The sequence below is a fragment of the Zafaria cholistanensis genome (assembly GCF_008580665.1).
Classification (GTDB): domain Bacteria; phylum Actinomycetota; class Actinomycetes; order Actinomycetales; family Micrococcaceae; genus Zafaria; species Zafaria cholistanensis.
The window spans coordinates 18430-34549 of sequence record NZ_BKDJ01000004.1 but is presented as its reverse complement, the minus strand read 5'-3'; the positions used below and the strand labels follow the sequence as shown (position 1 = coordinate 34549).

Below are 16120 nucleotides of genomic sequence, written 5' to 3'. Positions count from 1 at the left end.
ACGGGCGCTCAGGATGCGGCCAGGGCCGCCGAGAAGGACTCGGCCGCGAGGGCCGCGCGCAGGGTGCCGCCGGCCGCGCCGGCGGCGTCGCGCAGCAGGGCCGAGAGCTGTTCCTCCCCGGTAGCCGCCGAGCGCACCGGGTCCTTCGCGAAACCCGGGGGCAGCCGGTAGGCGGCCGCCCGCAGCGGCACGCACTCCTGCGGCAGGCGGGACTGGAGCCGCCAGCCCAGGCGCTCGCGGTCATCCGCCGCCTCCCAGGCTCCTTCCGCGGCGTCTCCCCGGGATCGGGCCCCCGCCACCTGGTAGGCGTAGGCGAGCCGGAACGCCGCATCCGTGGCGCCCGCGAGCGCGGCCTGGGCCTGGCACGTGCTCCCGGTTCCCGGGGAAGGAGCCGTCCCGCCCGAAGCCGCCGGCTCGTGGGGGGATACCGATCCCGCCGGGGCCGGCGCCGGGCCTGACCCCGAACCTGACCCCGCGCCGTTTTCGGTCTCGAACGCCAGCCAGGCCGCGCCGGCATCCAGCGGGACCTCCGGCAGCGCCTTCACCGCGGCTTGGCCACCCCCGGCCCGGGCCACCTCGCGGGCGGCCAGCGCCTGTTCGGTGCCGGCGGACAGCAAGGAGCGGGACAGCTGCTCCGGGGCATCCAGCGAGGCCGTCAGCAGGCTGTTCGCCGATTGGGCCAGCCGTTCGGCGAAGGCGGCCGGAGCCGCATGCGCCCCTGTCCCGGGACCGGGCGTTTCGGCAGCCGGAGCCTCGGACGCTTCCGGCGGGGCTGCATTGGGCGGGGCTGGACTGGGTGGGGCTGGACTGGGTGGGGCTGCGCCGGATGGAAGCCCTCCCGAGGGGGAGGCCCCGGAGGTGGGCTCGGGGACCGGGGAGGCGCCGGGTGTGAGCAAGTCGACATGCGCGGCCAGGACCTCCCGTGCGGCGGCCAGTTCGTCGGCGGGCCAGTGCGCCGTTTCCGCGCCCGCTTCCGCGTCTCTTTCCGGCTGGGCGGAGGGGGTGGCCGGTGCGGGCCCGGCGGCCAATGCGGTGGCCTCCTCCAGCAGCGAGGCCAACTGCGTCCGCAGGCTTTCCGCCGGGCTTCCGGCGGCGGAGGGTGCGGAATCGCCGGGGTTTCCGGCGGCGCCGCGGTCCACCGTGGTGCCCAGCCCGAGGACGACGGCGGCGACCAGTAGCAGTCCTCCGGCCCGGGTGGCCGCCTTCCCCGCATGCCGGGGACGCCGGGGACGCCGCGGCTGCGCGGAGGCGGGGGAGTGCGGGGAAGCGGGGGGAAGTGACATCGCCTTAGATCATCCCACGCCGCCTGCGCGGGGCGGGGCCGCCGCGACCAACCGCCCGGATCTTCGTTACTCTTGGAGGCACAACATCATCACGTGGGAGGAATACATGTCCGCCAAACCGGTAGACACCCAGCCCGAGGCCGAACGCCTCAAGAAGTATCTGGAACCCACCGTTGCCTCCCACGAGTTGTACCTCGAGGACGTCGAGGTGCGGATTGCCGGGCAGCATCGGACCGTGCACGTCATCGTTGACCTGCTCGAAGGCACCGGCGGCGTGGACCTGGACCGGATCGCCGAAGTTTCGCGCGCCCTCTCCGAGGCCCTGGACCAGGACCCGGGGGACCCGGGCTCGCCCTACGACCTTGAGGTCTCCTCTCCCGGCGTGGGCCGCCCGCTGACCGAGCCGCGGCACTGGCGCCGCAACGTCGGCCGGCTGGTCAAGGTGAACCTCGTCCAGGAAGACAACATCACCGGCCGGCTGACCGGGGTGACCGAAGACGGCATCGTCGTGGTCCCGGACCTGCCGGTCAAGAAGGGCATGAAGCCCAAGCAGGGCGAGCCCGTGGAAGTTGGTTTCGACCGCATCCGCCGCGGCAGCGTGGAGGTCGAATTCTCCCGTCCCGGCGAGCCGGAACCGGAAATGCTGGACATCGACGACGACGAGGCGGAGGAGGCCTGATATGGATATCGACATGAGCGCGCTGCGCCTGTTGGAGCACGAACGGGAAATCCCGGTGGACGTGCTGATCCCCACCATCGAACAGGCGCTGCTGGTGGCCTACCACAAGTCCCCGGGCGCCATCTCGCGGGCACGTGCCGAGGTGGACCGCAAGAGCGGGCACGTGACCATCTGGGCCACCGAGTTCGACGAGGACGGGGAGGCGATCGGCGAGTTCGACGACACCCCGAGCGGCTTCGGGCGCATCGCCGCCAGCACCGCGCGCCAGATCATCATGCAGCGCCTGCGCGACGCCGAGGACGACAACATCCTGGGCGAGTTCCGCGGCAAGGAAGGCGAGCTGGTCTCCGGCCAGATCCAGCAGGGACACAACCCCCTGATGGTCCAGGTCAACCTGGGCACCGTGGAGGCCCTGCTGCCCCCGCCGGAGCAGGTTCCCGGCGAGTCCTACAAGCACGGCAACCGCATCCGCGCCTACGTCGTGGACGTCCACAAGGGCCAGAAGGGCCCGTCCATCACGCTGTCGCGCTCACACCCGAACCTGGTCCGGAAGCTCTTCGAGCTGGAGGTCCCGGAAATCGCGGACAAGACCGTGGAGATCGTCTCGCTGGCCCGCGAGGCCGGTCACCGCTCCAAGATCGCGGTCCGGGCCAAGGTTCCGGGCGTGAACGCCAAGGGTGCCTGCATCGGCGAGATGGGTTCGCGCGTGCGCGCCGTCATGACGGAGCTGAACGACGAGAAGATCGACATCGTGGACTACAGCGACGACCCGGCAACGTTCATCGCCAGCGCCCTGTCCCCGGCCCGGGTGAACTCGGTGACGATCGTGGATGCCGCGACCCGCTCGGCCCGCGTGGTGGTTCCCGACTTCCAGCTCTCGCTGGCGATCGGCAAGGAGGGCCAGAACGCCCGCCTCGCCGCCAAGCTCACCGGCTGGAGGATCGACATCGTCTCCGACGCCCGGCTCCAGCAGCAGGCGATGCAGCAGCAGCCCCGCCAGTAGGGATCCAGGCCGGCGGCACCGGCACGACGGCGGCCTTCCGGCCCGCGCGGGCAACCCGCCCGCGCCCCGGAGGGCCGCCGTCGTCGTGCCCGGACAGGTCCTGCCGGTGCGGACGCGGCGCCGGCAGGGTGGGGTCGCCGGGGCGGGGCCAAACGCGGTAGACTGGTCTACGGTCCCAAATTGGGCCGGCAACCAGTCGCAGGAGATCTCCAGAACGTGAGCGTGCAGCACCAGCCGCAGCGAACGTGCGTCGGTTGCCGCCGGAAAGCGGACCAAAACCAGTTGATGCGGTGGGTCGCGGCAGCGCGGGACGGCAGGTATGCCGTCGTTGCGGATCCGCACCGTCGCATGTCCGGCAGGGGTGCCTGGTTGCACCCGACGCCGGAGTGTGCAGCCTTGGCCGTCAAACGCAAGGCCTTCACGCGGGCCTTCCGGGTTCCCGTGGAGTCCTCGACGTTCGATCCGGCAGTGCTTGCAGCGGGCGCGTCCCCGACGGGGACCGACGCCGACACGACCGTCCAACCTGAAAGCGGGTCAGAAATCTGATGGAAACCCGATGAGTGCCAAGCGATGAGCGCCCAACGATGACCACGTTGTTGAGCGCCTCCACCGGCAAGCCGACGCAAATCGCCGGCAGTCCGACCAAGAAAATAGACGGTTCGTAACCCAAGAAGAAGTGCGGACCGAGACAGGAGAAATGTGGCCAAGGTCCGCGTACACGAGCTCGCCAAGGAGCTCGGTATCTCTTCCAAGGATGCAGTCACCAAGCTGCAGGAACTGGGCGAATTCGTCCGTTCCGCCTCTTCCACGATTGAAGCACCCGTCGTCAGGAAACTGCGCGACGCATTCCCGGCCAGCGGGTCCGCCCCCGCTGCCCGGCCCGCCGCCTCCGGCGTGAAGCCTGGCGCCCCGCGTCCGGCCGCCGCGCCGTCCGGCATCAAGCCCGGCCCGAAGCCGCCGGCCAAGCCGGAACCGGCTGCCGCTCCCGAGGCCCCGCGTGCGGAAGCGCCGCAGGCCGAGGCCCCCCGCGCGGAGGCTCCGCGTGCCGAGGCGCCCCGCGCCGAAGCCCCGCGTGCCGAAGCCCCGCGTGCTCCGCGTCCGGCTGGTGGCGCCAAGCCTGGCGCGCCCCGTCCGGGCAACAACCCGTTCTCTTCCCAGCAGGGCATGCGCGGTGGCGACACCGACCGTGGCGGCGCGCCGCGTCCGGGCGCCCCGCGTCCGGCCGGTGCCGGCGCCGGCGGCCCGCGTCCGGGCGGCCCCCGTCCGGGTGGCCCGCGTCCGGGCAACAACCCCTTCGCCCCGCAGCAGGGCATGCGCTCCGGCGCGCCGCGTCCGGGTGGAGCCCCGGGTGCCGGTGGCCCGCGTCCGGGCGGTCCCCGTCCGGCCGGTGGCGCTGCCGGCGCAGGTGCCGGCGGCCCGCGTCCGGGCGGTCCGCGTCCGGCCGGTGCCGGTGCGGGCGGTCCGCGTCCGGGCGGTCCCCGTCCGAACCCGGGCATGATGCCCGGCCGCATTGAGCGTCCGGCCCCGGCCGGCGCAGGCCGTCCCGGTGCCCCGGGCCGCGGTCCGGCACGTCCGGGCGGAGCCCCGGGTGCCGGTGGCGGCACCGCCGGCGGCGGCGGCGGGTTCGCCAAGGGCGGCGGCGCAGGCCGCGGCCGTGGCGGGACCCAGGGCGCCTTCGGCAAGGGCGGCGCAGGCCGCGGCAAGCAGCGCAAGTCCAAGCGCGCGAAGCGCCAGGAACTGGAGCAGATGAGCGCACCGTCGCTGGGCGGCGTGAGCGTGCCCCGCGGCGACGGCACCACCGTTGTGCGCGTGCGCCGGGGCGCCTCCATCACGGACTTTGCGGACAAGATTGGCGCAAACCCGGCATCGCTGGTCACCGTGCTCTTCCACCTGGGCGAGATGGCCACGGCCACGCAGTCCCTGGACGAGGCGACCTTCGAGGTCCTCGGCGCGGAGCTTGGCTACAAGGTGCAGGTTGTCTCCCCGGAGGACGAGGAGCGCGAGCTGCTGGAGTCCTTCGACATCGACCTGGATGGCGAGCTGGAGGGCGAAGGCGACGAGGTCCTGGAGCCGCGTCCGCCGGTGGTCACCGTGATGGGCCACGTCGACCACGGTAAGACCCGACTGCTCGACGCGATCCGCAAGACCAACGTCCTGGCGGGCGAGGCCGGCGGCATCACCCAGCACATCGGTGCCTACCAGATCCACACCATCCACGAGGGCGAAGACCGCGCGATCACCTTCATCGACACCCCGGGCCACGAGGCGTTCACCGCCATGCGTGCCCGTGGTGCGAAGGTCACCGACATCGCCGTCCTGGTGGTGGCCGCGGACGACGGCGTCATGCCGCAGACGATCGAGGCGCTCAACCACGCCCAGGCCGCCGGCGTGCCGGTTGTCGTCGCCGTGAACAAGATCGACAAGGAAGGCGCGAACCCGGACAAGGTCAAGGGCCAGCTCACCGAGTACGGCCTGGTTCCCGAAGAGTACGGTGGCGACACGATGTTCGTGCCCGTCTCCGCGCTCCAGAAGACCGGCATCGACGACCTGCTCGAAGCCGTCCTGCTCACCGCCGACGCGTCGCTGGACCTGCGCGCCAACCCGGATAAGGACGCTCGCGGCATCGCGATCGAAGCCAACCTGGACAAGGGCCGCGGCGCCGTCGCGACCGTCCTGGTCCAGTCCGGCACGCTGGCCGTCGGCGACACGATCGTCGCCGGCCAGGCACACGGCCGCGTGCGTGCGATGTTCAACGAGAACGGCGAGCCGCTTGACGTGGCCCTGCCGTCCCGTCCGGTCCAGGTGCTGGGCCTGTCCTCGGTGCCGCGCGCCGGCGACACCTTCCTGGTGACCCCTGACGAGCGCACCGCCCGTCAGATCGCCGAGAAGCGCGAAGCCGCCGACCGCAACGCCATGCTGGCCAAGCGCCGCAAGCGCATCACGCTGGAGGACTTCGACAAGGCTGTGGCCGAGGGCAAGATCGACACCCTCAACCTCATCCTCAAGGGTGACGTCTCCGGTGCCGTCGAGGCGCTCGAGGACTCGCTGCTCAAGATCGACGTGGGCGAAGGCGTGCAGCTGCGCGTCATCCACCGCGGCGTGGGTGCGATCACCCAGAACGACGTCAACCTCGCCACCGTGGACAACGCCATCATCATCGGCTTCAACGTCCGCCCCGCCGAGCGCGTCGCCGAGCTGGCCGACAAGGAGGGCGTGGACATGCGCTTCTACTCGGTCATCTACTCGGCACTGGATGACATCGAGGCCGCGCTCAAGGGCATGCTCAAGCCGGAGTACGAGGAAGTCCAGCTGGGCACCGCGGAGGTCCGCGAGGTCTTCCGCTCGTCCAAGTGGGGCAACATCGCCGGATCGATCGTCCGTTCGGGCACGATCCGACGCAACTCCAAGGCACGACTGGTGCGCGACGGCAAGGTCGTCGCGGGGAACCTCACCATCGAGTCGCTGCGCCGCTTCAAGGAAGACGCCACCGAGGTCCGCACGGACTTCGAGTGTGGTATCGGCCTGGGGTCGTTCAACGACATCAAGGAAGGCGACACCATCGAGACCTACGAGATGCGCGAAAAGCCCCGCGCCTAAAGCGGGCGTGTCCCGGCCCGGGACAACGACGGCGGCGGGAGGCTTCCGCACGGAAGCCCCCGCCGCCGTCGTTCCCGGCCGGGAATTCCCGCGCCCCCAACTACCCACCCAGCCACGTTTCGGTACAGGCTGGTGTCAACACAGGCAAGCCAACGAAGGAGGGGTCATGGCTGACCCGGCACGCGCGGCACGACTCGCGCAACGCATCAAGGTGGTCGTCGCCCAGGCCTTGGGCAAGACCGTGAAGGACCCGCGGGTGGAGGCCATTACGGTCACCGACGCGCGCGTCACCAACGACCTGCAGCACGCCACCGTGTATTATACGGTGTTCGGCGACGAGGAAGCCAAGGCCGGCGCCCGCGCCGCGCTGGAAAAGTCCAAGGGCGTCCTGCGCAAGGAGGTCGGCCGCAACATCACCGTGCGCCTGACCCCGACGCTGGAGTTCGTCCCGGACGAGATCCCGGTCAACGCGTCCCACCTCGAGGAGGTGCTGCGCAAGGCCAAGGCCAAGGACGCCGAGGTTGCGGCCCTGGCCGCGGGCAAGGAGTACGCCGGCGAGGCGGATCCGTACAAGAAGGATGAAGCGGACGAAGACTTCGGCGGGGACGACCTCCGCGCCTAGCGTGTCCGGATCCGGGGGCCTGCGCCCCCGGAAGGCGTTCCCGCGCCGAACCGCTCCCGCAGCAACCCGCTCCTGCAGCAACCCGCAGTGCGCGGGCCCGTACGCCACGGGCCCGCGCATTTGGCGTATCCCCCTGCTTGCGCGGGGGCGGAAACGGGCGGCCCGTTGCGCGCCTATACTGGAGGGCGTGAAAAAAGGCCCCCAGAACGCCCCTGATTCGGTCGGCTCCGGACTCGTGATCGTCGACAAGCCCCAGGGCTGGACCAGCCACGACGTGGTGGGCCGCACCCGCCGCCTGGCCGGCACCCGCAAGGTGGGCCACGCCGGCACCCTGGACCCGATGGCCACGGGCGTGCTGGTCGTGGGCGTCAACAAGGCCACCCGGCTGCTGACCTACATCGTCGGTGTCTCCAAGACCTACACCGCCACCATCCGGTTGGGGGAGAGCACCGTCACCGACGACGCCGAAGGAGAGGTCGTGGAGCGGCGCATCGCCGCCGCGGTGACCGAGGAACGCATCCGCGAGGAGGTGGCCCGCCTGACCGGGGCCATCCAGCAGGTTCCCTCCAGCGTCAGCGCCATCAAGGTCAACGGCGAGCGGTCCTACGCCCGCGTGCGCGCCGGCGAGGACGTCACCCTCGCGGCACGCCCGGTGACCGTCCACCGCTTCGAGATCCACGGCATCCGCCGCGAGCGCGGCGGGAAGCTGCTGGACATCGACGTGACCGTCGAATGCTCCTCCGGGACCTACATCCGGGCCCTGGCTCGGGACCTGGGCGAGGCCCTGGAGGTGGGCGGCCACCTGACCGCCCTGCGCCGCACCCAGGTGGGCCCCTACCGGATTGGGCAGGCCCGGACCATGGAGCAGCTCGCCGGGGAGTTCACCATGCTTCCGCTGGAGGAGGCCGCCCGCGCGCTCTTCCCCAACCGCGAACTCACCGCCGAGGAAACGGTGGAGCTCTCCTTTGGGCGGCGCATCGGCAGGAACGCCGGCGAGGAGGTCACTGCGGCCTTCGCGCCTGACGGAACGCTGGTGGCCCTGCTGAAGAACAAGGGCGAGGCGGCCAAACCCGAACTCGTCTTCGCGACGGCCTGACCGTGCCCCGCCCCCCGGCACCCGACCCGAACCCCCGAAAGGAACGCCGAGACCCGTGATCGTCGACGGCTTCTTCATTGCCGGCGCCATCGTCTGCGCCCTCGCGCTCATCCTCGGCGTCGTCGCCGCGGTGATCCGCGACCATCCGGACGACTACGCGCTGCTGGCGGTCGCCGCCGTCGAACTTTTCCTGGTTGTCCACGCCGTGGCCGCCGCGGTGCGGCAGGCCGGCGGCCAGGCCATCAGCGGCGAACCGTGGGAGTTCTGGGGCTACGTGCTCACCGCCCTGCTGATCCCGCCGATCGCGTTCTGGTGGGCGGTCACCGACAAGACGCGGTGGAGCAACGTGGTGCTCGCCGCGGCCGGCGTCACGGTCTTCGTGATGCTTTACCGCATGGAACAGATCTGGGACGGAGCCCTTCCTTCATGAGCAACAACACCCCGCAGGCCGGCACGCCCCACACGGGCAGGAAGCGGCCCGCCTCCGCGCCGCGGGAGCAGGCGGGCGCGGCAGGACGCAGCAGCGGGCTGGGCCGGATCATTATTGCCGTCTACGGCGTGTTCGCGCTCTCCTCGACCGCGCGGGCCGGATTCCAGATCCTCACCGAGTTCGGGGAAGCGCCGCTGGCCTATTCGCTGAGCGCCTTTGCGGCCGTGGTGTACATCGTGGCGACCCTGGCACTGGCCTCGGGGAAGCCCCGCAGCTGGGCGGTGTCGCTGGCGGCCGTACTGATCGAACTCGCGGGCGTGCTGGTGGTGGGAGCCCTGGGCCTGCTGGTCCCGGAGCACTTCGCGCATCCCGCGGTGTGGACGCAGTTCGGCGCCGGCTACGGCTACGTGCCGCTGCTGCTGCCGCTGGTGGGCCTGTGGTGGCTGTACCTGCACCGCCCCCAACCGGCACCGCCGCAGGTGCAGCTGCCCTGACGCAACTGCCCCGGCGGGGCTGCCGGGGAACTACTTCCGGCCGAAAAGGGAGCCCAGGATCCCGCCCAGGTCGATTCCCTCCGGCCCGCCGGCCGCGGGGGACTGCCCGCCGGCCGCGGGGGACGGCCCGCCGAGCAGGCCCCCGAGCAGGCTGCCCAGGTCGGTCCCGCCGGCCTCCGCGGATTCCCTGCCTCCGCTCTTGGCCAGGAAGGACATCACCAGCGGGGCCAGCAGGGGCAGCGCCTTCCGCACCAGGCCGCCGAGGTCGAAGCCTTCCGGCGTCGCTCCGTTCAGCTGCGACTCCAGGGCGGTGCGGTTGCCGCCCAGGACGTGGCCCACGATCTTCTCGCCGTCCTGCTCATCCACCTGGTCCAGGTCCACGCCGCCCTCCAGCAGGGAGCCGTCGTGCTGGGCGATGGCCGATCGCAACGCGTTGGCCCCCTCCGGGGAGGAGGCGTTCGCCTGCATTCCCGCCAGCAGTGACGGCAGGGCGGCGTGGACCGCGGCCAGGGCGGTCTGCCGGTCGGTGCCGAGCTTGCCGGCGAGCTGGTCGATCGGGATCTGTCCGATGAAGTCCTGGATGGCGGGCATGGATGGTCCTCTTTCCCATTCGTTTCCTGCATCAGCTGGGCCTCCCGCCGCGCGTGCCGGAGGGCCCCTGGGCGCGATGCTAGCCGGGACGGCCACCCCGCGGTAGGGCCCGCAGGTGCCGCGGAGGCGGCCGGCCTGTCTTGGGACCGGCTCCGGATCGTCCATAATGGAACAGGCGTCCGCCGGCACGCCCGTCGAGTCCACGTGAAGGAGAACCGTGCATTACTGGAAAGGCCTGGATGCCGTCCCGGCCGGCTACGGACCGTCGGTCGTCACCATCGGGAATTTCGACGGCGTCCACCGTGGGCACCAGGAGGTGCTGCGCCGCCTGGTGCAGGCCGGGCGCGAGCGCGGCTGTTCCAGCGTGGCGATCTCCTTCGACCCTCACCCCTCGCAGGTGCACCGCCCCTCCGAGGCCCCGCCGCTGATCATGGGGCTGGAGGACCGCGTCGAACTGCTCGCCGAGACCGGCATCGACGCGCTGCTGATGGTGCGGTACACGCTGGAGTTCGCCGAGCATACCGCCGAGGAGTTCGTGCGGGAGTACATCGTCGAGGCCCTCGGGGCCAAGGCCGTGGTGATCGGCCATGACGTGCGCTTCGGCAAGGGCAACGGCGGGGACTACAACACCATGTGCCAGCTGGGCGACACCTACGGGTTCGACGTCCTGGGGGTCGACGACTTCGGCGACGACCGCCGCTGCTCCTCCACCTGGATCCGCGAGGAGCTGACCAACGGCGATGTGCGCAACGCCAACGAGATCCTGGGCAGGCCGCACCGCATGCGCGGGGAAGTGGTCCACGGTGCCGCACGTGGCCGCGAACTGGGCTTTCCGACCGCCAACCTCTCCACCGCCTCGGCCGGGATCATCCCTGCCGACGGGGTCTATGCCGGCTGGCTGATCGACCAGGCGGGGACCCGCTGGCCCGCCGCGATCTCCGTCGGCTCCAACCCGACCTTCGAGGGCGTCAGCCGCCAGGTGGAGGCCCACGTGATCGACCGTCCCCAGGAAGGGGTCGCGGACTTCAACCTCTACGGCCAGCAGGTCGTGGTGGAATTCGTGGCCCGGCTTCGCCCGATGGTCGCCTACCGCGGCGTCCAGGCCCTGATCGAGCAGATGCGCGAGGACGTGGACAAGACCCGCGCAGTGCTTGCCCGTGCCTGATTGATGCCCTGCCTGGTGTGACCCGTGCCTGATACGACCCTGCCCGATCCGGCCGTGCCCAACCTGCCCGGGCGTGCCTTCGCGCTCGAGGCCGGGCGCCGCAGCGCGCTGGGGGCCGCCTTCGAATCCGGGGGCGAGCACTACGACGCCGTGCGTCCGGGCTATCCGGCGGACGCCGTGGACTTCATGGTCCCCGCCGGCGCGGCTGACGCCGCCGACATCGGCGCGGGCACCGGCATCTTCACCGGGCTGCTCGTGGCCCGGGGCCTGCGCACGACGGCGGTGGACCCGTCTGCGGACATGCTCGCCGCGCTGCGCGCCCGGCTTCCGGGCGTGCCCGCCGTGCAGGGCACCGCCGAGGCGACCGGACTGCCGGAGGCGTGCGCCGACGTCGTCGTCTTCGCCCAGGCCTGGCACTGGGTGGATCCGCTCGCGGCAAGCACCGAGGCCGCGCGCCTGCTGCGCCCTGGCGGAACGCTGGCGCTGGTGTGGAACCAGCTGGACGTCTCCGTGCCCTGGGTGCACCGGCTCGCGCGCATCATGCATGCCGGGGACGTGCACCGCCCCGGGTTCGTGCCCCCGCTGGGCCCGGAGTTTGCCCCCTGGGAATCCCACGACACCTCCTGGGAGGACACCGTCACCCCGGAAGGGCTGGTGGAGCTGGCAAAGTCCCGCAGCTACTACCTGCGCGCCAGCGCGCAGGTCCGCTCCAAGGTGGAGGCCAACCTGCGCTGGTACCTGCACGAGCACTTGGGCCATGCCCCGGGGGAGCCGGTCGCCCTGCCCTACGTCACGCACGCCTGGCGGGCTGCCAAGGCCTGAGGAGCGGCGGTCCGCCGCGGGAGCGGGTGCTAGACTTGACGTTGGTGCCCGCTGCAGTCCGCGGTTGCGCGGCACCGCGCCGGCAACGGCACGCTCAATGTTCGCGGTACGTACCAAGGAGATAGTGTGGCACTGGACGCCGCTGTCAAGCAGGAAATCATCAAGGCCTACGCCACCCACGAGGGCGACACCGGTTCCCCGGAGGTGCAGGTCGCAGTCCTGTCCCGTCGCATCTCGGACCTGACGGAGCACCTGAAGACCCACAAGCACGACCACCACACCCGCCGCGGCCTGATGGCCCTGGTCGGTCGTCGTCGCCGCATGCTCGGTTACCTCAAGGACACCGACATCGAACGCTACCGTTCGCTCATCGAGCGCCTCGGCCTGCGTCGATAACATGACACGGGGGCGGCTCCTCCGGCCGGTTCAACCGGGTCCGGCGGGGCCGCCTTTAGTCTGGTGGGGGAGCAACTAGCCCCACGCAGCACCACCGCAACAACACACACAGGAGCAGCCAGCGCCACGGGCATTCGCGGTCCTCGGTAGTGGCCTACGGGACGGGACGGCACATGCCGGACGGACCCGTGGGTCTCGATCGAAGACCGGGTGCAACATCCGGGCGACCCGGAACCGGGTGCAGGCCGCCTCCGCAGAAACAGAAACGGAGGTGACTCTCAATGGAGGGTCCCGAAATCCAGTTCGCCGAGGCCGTTATCGACAACGGCCGCTTCGGCAAGCGCACCGTGCGCTTCGAGACCGGCCGCCTTGCCCAGCAGGCCGCCGGCGCCGCGATGGTCTACATCGACGACGACACCTCGATGCTTTCGGCCACCACCGCGGGCAAGCACCCGCGTGAGGGCTTCGACTTCTTCCCGCTGACGGTCGATGTCGAAGAGCGCATGTACGCCGCGGGCCGCATCCCCGGCTCGTTCTTCCGCCGCGAAGGCCGTCCGTCCACCGAGGCCATCCTGGCCTGCCGCCTGATGGACCGTCCGCTGCGCCCGGCCTTCGTCAAGGGCCTGCGCAACGAGGTCCAGATCGTGGTGACGATCCTGTCCATCAACCCGGACGACCTCTACGACGTGGTGGCCATCAACGCCTCCTCCATGTCCACCCAGCTCTCCGGCCTGCCCTTCTCCGGTCCGATCGGCGGCGTCCGCGTCGCACTGATCGACGAGGGCAACGGGGCCCAGTGGGTGGCTTTCCCGAAGCACTCCCAGCTGGAGAACGCCGTGTTCAGCATGGTCGTTGCCGGGCGCATCGCCGGCGACGACGTCGCCATCATGATGGTTGAGGCCGAGGCGACCGACAACGCCTGGACCCTCATCAAGGAGCGCGGCGCGACCGCCCCGACCGAAGAGGTCGTGGCCGAGGGCCTCGAGGCCGCCAAGCCGTTCATCCGCGTGCTGTGCGACGCGCAGGCCGACCTGGCCGCCCGCGCCGCCAAGCCGAGCGTCGAGTTCCCGGTCTTCAAGGACTACGAGGACGACGTCTTCGCCGCGGTCGAGGCCGCAGCCTCCGCCAAGCTGGCCGAGATCTTCACCATCGCGGACAAGCAGGCCCGCAACGACGCCGCCGACGACTTCAAGGCCGAAACGCTCGAGCGCCTCGCCGGGTCCGAGGAGGCCGGCTTCTCCGGACGCGAGAAGGAAGTGGGCGCGGCATTCAACGCCCTGACCAAGAAGGTCGTGCGCCAGCGCATCCTGCGCGACCAGGTCCGCATCGACGGCCGCGGCCTGACCGACATCCGCAAGCTCACCGCCGAGGTCGAGGTCCTGCCGCGCGTGCACGGCTCCGCGATCTTCGAGCGCGGGGAGACCCAGATCATGGGTGTCACCACGCTGAACATGCTGAAGATGGAACAGCAGATCGACTCGCTGTCCCCGGTGACGCGCAAGCGCTACATGCACAACTACAACTTCCCGCCGTACTCCACGGGCGAGACCGGCCGCGTCGGGTCCCCGAAGCGCCGCGAAATCGGCCACGGCGCCCTGGCCGAGCGCGCGCTCGTGCCGGTGCTGCCGTCCCGCGAGGAGTTCCCGTACGCGATCCGCCAGGTCTCCGAGGCCCTGGGGTCCAACGGCTCCACCTCGATGGGCTCGGTCTGCGCCTCCACGCTGTCCCTGCTCAACGCCGGTGTGCCGCTGAAGGCCCCGGTTGCCGGCATCGCCATGGGCCTGGTTTCCGACCAGGTCGACGGCCAGACCCGCTACGCGGCGCTGACCGACATCCTGGGCGCCGAGGACGCGTTCGGCGACATGGACTTCAAGGTCGCCGGCACCTCCGAGTTCGTGACCGCGATCCAGCTGGACACCAAGCTGGATGGCATCCCGGCCTCCGTGCTGGCCGCCGCCCTGAAGCAGGCCCGCGAAGCGCGCCTGCACATCCTCTCCGTGATCAACGCGGCGATCGACACGCCGGACGAGCTTTCCGAGTTCGCCCCGCGCATCATCTCCGTGAAGATCCCGGTGGACAAGATCGGCGAGGTCATCGGCCCCAAGGGCAAGATGATCAACCAGATCCAGGAGGACACCGGCGCGGACATCTCCATCGAGGACGACGGCACCGTGCTGATCGGCGCGACCAACGGCGAGTCGGCCGAGGCCGCCCGCGCGGCGATCAACGCCATCGCCAACCCGCAGGTCCCCGAGGTGGGCGAGCGCTACCTGGGCACGGTCGTGAAGCTGACCACCTTCGGCGCCTTCGTCTCGCTGACCCCGGGCAAGGACGGCCTGCTGCACATCTCCGAGCTGCGCAAGCTCGCCGGCGGCAAGCGCGTGGACGACGTCGAGGACGTCGTCTCCGTGGGCCAGAAGGTCCAGGTGGAGATCACCAAGGTCGACGACCGCGGAAAGCTCTCCCTGGCCCCGGTCGTGGCCGACGACGAGTCCGCGGACGCGGCCGAGTAGGCCAGCCAACCACATGGTGATGGTTCCTCTGCCGCTTAACGGCTCTGGAATGTCCCCGTCTCCGACGGGAGAGGGTGAGGCGCCGGAACCGGGCGTCCACGCTCCCATCGAGGACGGGGACCCCACGATCCTGCACGGGGAGGCCGGAGGGGCGCTGGTGCGCCGCTCCGTCCTCCCCGGCGGGGTCCGGGTGCTGACCGAGGCGATGCCCGGCCAGCGCTCGGCAACCATCGGCTTCTGGGTGGGCGTCGGCTCCCGCGACGAAGCCGACGGCCAACACGGCTCCACCCACTTCCTGGAGCACCTGCTGTTCAAGGGCACCAAGCGCCGCACGGCGCTGGAGATTGCCGCTGCCTTCGACGAGGTCGGCGGGGAGTCCAACGCGGCCACCGCGAAGGAGAGCACCTGCTACTTCGCGCGCGTCCTGGACGCGGACCTGCCGCTGGCCATAGACGTGATTGCGGACATGGTCACCTCCGCCGTGCTCGATCCGGAGGAGATGGAGCAGGAACGCGACGTCATCCTCGAAGAGATCGCGATGGACAACGACGATCCCGGGGACGTGGCCCACGAGAAGTTCGTGGCCGCCGTCCTGGGCGAGCATCCCTTGGGCCGGCCGATCGGGGGCACTCCCGAGGCCATCCTGGCCGTGCCGCGCGAATCCGTCTGGGACCACTACCGCCGGCACTACCGTCCGGACGAGCTGGTGGTCACTGCCGCCGGTTCGCTGGAGCACGACGACGTCTGCCGCCGCGTGCTTGAGGCGCTCTCCGCGTCCGGGTGGGAGCTGGAGGAAGGCGCCCGTCCCGCGGAGCGCCGCCCCACCAAGCCGGCCGAGATCCGCGGCCAGCACACCATCGACGTGTTCCGCCGTCCGGTGGAGCAGGCCAACATCGTCATGGGCTGCCCCGGGCTGGTGGCCAACGACGAGCGCCGCCACACCATGAGCGTGCTCAACGCGGTGCTCGGCGGGGGCATGTCATCGCGGCTGTTCCAGGAGATCCGCGAAAAGCGGGGCCTGGTCTACTCCACGTACTCCTTCTCCGCCGCCTATTCGGACGCCGGGTACTTTGGCATGTATGCCGGGTGCTCGCCGGCCAAGACCGGGCAGGTCATTGGCCTGCTGGGGGAGGAGCTGGAGAAGCTCGCCTCCGGGGGCATCACCGAGGAGGAGCTGCGCAGGGCGGTCGGGCAGCTTTCCGGCGGCACCGTGCTCGCGCTCGAGGATCCGGGCTCGCGCATGTCCCGCCTGGGGCGCGCCGAACTGGTCACCGGGGTCTTCCACGACATCGACGAGTCCCTGGCCCGGGTCAGGGCCGTGACGCGCGAGGACGTGCAGGCGCTGGCCCGCGAACTGGCGGACCGTCCGCGGACGGTCACCGTGGTGGGACCGTTCGACCAGCCGTCCGACTTCGGCCTGTAGCGGCGG

15 protein-coding genes are annotated in these 16120 nt (G+C 70.9%); 13 read left to right on the top strand and 2 right to left on the bottom strand.

What is annotated here, in order from left to right:
- Positions 1-8 precede the first annotated feature (8 nt).
- Positions 9-1283 (bottom strand): hypothetical protein, encoded by a 1275-nt coding sequence (locus NCCP_RS05160; protein ID WP_149956184.1) that lies wholly within the window; start codon positions 1281-1283, stop codon positions 9-11.
- A gap of 106 nt (positions 1284-1389) precedes the next feature.
- Between NCCP_RS05160 and rimP the strand changes: the two genes are divergently transcribed.
- The 8 genes from rimP (at position 1390) to NCCP_RS05120 (ending at position 9204) form a co-directional block, all read left to right on the top strand.
- Positions 1390-1962, top strand: a complete 573-nt coding sequence (gene rimP / locus NCCP_RS05155; protein WP_149956183.1) for a ribosome maturation factor RimP — start codon at positions 1390-1392, stop codon at positions 1960-1962.
- A gap of 1 nt (position 1963) precedes the next feature.
- Positions 1964-2965 carry a transcription termination factor NusA gene (gene nusA, locus NCCP_RS05150; protein ID WP_149956182.1) on the top strand — a complete coding sequence of 334 codons (1002 nt, stop codon included), beginning with the start codon at positions 1964-1966 and terminating at the stop codon, positions 2963-2965.
- A 216-nt stretch (positions 2966-3181) separates the two neighbouring features.
- Positions 3182-3511: a YlxR family protein gene (locus tag NCCP_RS05145; RefSeq protein ID WP_308655496.1), complete on the top strand. Its 330-nt coding sequence runs from the start codon at positions 3182-3184 to the stop codon at positions 3509-3511.
- 153 nt (positions 3512-3664) lie between these two features.
- Complete coding sequence (gene infB, locus NCCP_RS05140) at positions 3665-6562, top strand: translation initiation factor IF-2 (protein ID WP_149956181.1); 2898 nt, start codon at positions 3665-3667, stop codon at positions 6560-6562.
- 166 nt (positions 6563-6728) lie between these two features.
- Positions 6729-7184, top strand: a complete 456-nt coding sequence (gene rbfA / locus NCCP_RS05135) for a 30S ribosome-binding factor RbfA (RefSeq protein WP_149956180.1) — start codon at positions 6729-6731, stop codon at positions 7182-7184.
- A 187-nt stretch (positions 7185-7371) separates the two neighbouring features.
- Positions 7372-8280, top strand: coding sequence for a tRNA pseudouridine(55) synthase TruB (gene truB, locus NCCP_RS05130; RefSeq protein ID WP_149956179.1), 909 nt, complete (start codon positions 7372-7374; stop codon positions 8278-8280).
- 55 nt (positions 8281-8335) lie between these two features.
- Complete coding sequence (locus NCCP_RS05125; protein ID WP_149956178.1) at positions 8336-8710, top strand: hypothetical protein; 375 nt, start codon at positions 8336-8338, stop codon at positions 8708-8710.
- The gene (locus tag NCCP_RS05120) at positions 8707-9204 is read left to right on the top strand and encodes a hypothetical protein (protein ID WP_225873686.1); all 498 of its coding nucleotides are present in this window, start codon (positions 8707-8709) and stop codon (positions 9202-9204) included. Before NCCP_RS05125 ends, NCCP_RS05120 begins: the two co-directional genes overlap by 4 nt.
- A gap of 30 nt (positions 9205-9234) precedes the next feature.
- Here NCCP_RS05120 and NCCP_RS05115 read toward each other — a convergent pair whose 3' ends face one another.
- A complete protein-coding gene (locus tag NCCP_RS05115; RefSeq protein WP_149956177.1) occupies positions 9235-9795 on the bottom strand; it encodes a DUF937 domain-containing protein in 561 nt (186 codons plus the stop codon).
- A gap of 217 nt (positions 9796-10012) precedes the next feature.
- Here NCCP_RS05115 and NCCP_RS05110 point away from each other — a divergent pair, with 217 nt between their 5' ends.
- The 5 genes from NCCP_RS05110 (at position 10013) to NCCP_RS05090 (ending at position 16114) form a co-directional block, all read left to right on the top strand.
- Positions 10013-10960: a bifunctional riboflavin kinase/FAD synthetase gene (locus NCCP_RS05110; RefSeq protein WP_149956176.1), complete on the top strand. Its 948-nt coding sequence runs from the start codon at positions 10013-10015 to the stop codon at positions 10958-10960.
- A 24-nt stretch (positions 10961-10984) separates the two neighbouring features.
- Positions 10985-11782, top strand: a complete 798-nt coding sequence (locus NCCP_RS05105; protein ID WP_225873685.1) for a class I SAM-dependent methyltransferase — start codon at positions 10985-10987, stop codon at positions 11780-11782.
- Between the two features lie 126 nt (positions 11783-11908).
- A complete protein-coding gene (gene rpsO / locus NCCP_RS05100) occupies positions 11909-12178 on the top strand; it encodes a 30S ribosomal protein S15 (RefSeq protein WP_149956175.1) in 270 nt (89 codons plus the stop codon).
- Between the two features lie 281 nt (positions 12179-12459).
- Positions 12460-14691, top strand: coding sequence for a polyribonucleotide nucleotidyltransferase (locus NCCP_RS05095; RefSeq protein WP_149956174.1), 2232 nt, complete (start codon positions 12460-12462; stop codon positions 14689-14691).
- Positions 14692-14740: 49 nt separating this feature from the next.
- Positions 14741-16114, top strand: coding sequence for a M16 family metallopeptidase (locus tag NCCP_RS05090; RefSeq protein WP_149956173.1), 1374 nt, complete (start codon positions 14741-14743; stop codon positions 16112-16114).
- Positions 16115-16120: the final 6 nt, after the last annotated feature.

Coding starts and splice junctions, on each gene's coding strand:
- nusA (WP_149956182.1), top strand. CDS start 1,964: ATGGATATCGACATGAGCGCGCTGCGCCTGTTGGAGCACGAACGGGAA.
- NCCP_RS05115 (WP_149956177.1), bottom strand. CDS start 9,795: ATGCCCGCCATCCAGGACTTCATCGGACAGATCCCGATCGACCAGCTC.
- rimP (WP_149956183.1), top strand. CDS start 1,390: ATGTCCGCCAAACCGGTAGACACCCAGCCCGAGGCCGAACGCCTCAAG.
- NCCP_RS05090 (WP_149956173.1), top strand. CDS start 14,741: ATGTCCCCGTCTCCGACGGGAGAGGGTGAGGCGCCGGAACCGGGCGTC.
- NCCP_RS05160 (WP_149956184.1), bottom strand. CDS start 1,283: ATGTCACTTCCCCCCGCTTCCCCGCACTCCCCCGCCTCCGCGCAGCCG.
- NCCP_RS05120 (WP_225873686.1), top strand. CDS start 8,707: ATGAGCAACAACACCCCGCAGGCCGGCACGCCCCACACGGGCAGGAAG.
- NCCP_RS05095 (WP_149956174.1), top strand. CDS start 12,460: ATGGAGGGTCCCGAAATCCAGTTCGCCGAGGCCGTTATCGACAACGGC.
- rbfA (WP_149956180.1), top strand. CDS start 6,729: ATGGCTGACCCGGCACGCGCGGCACGACTCGCGCAACGCATCAAGGTG.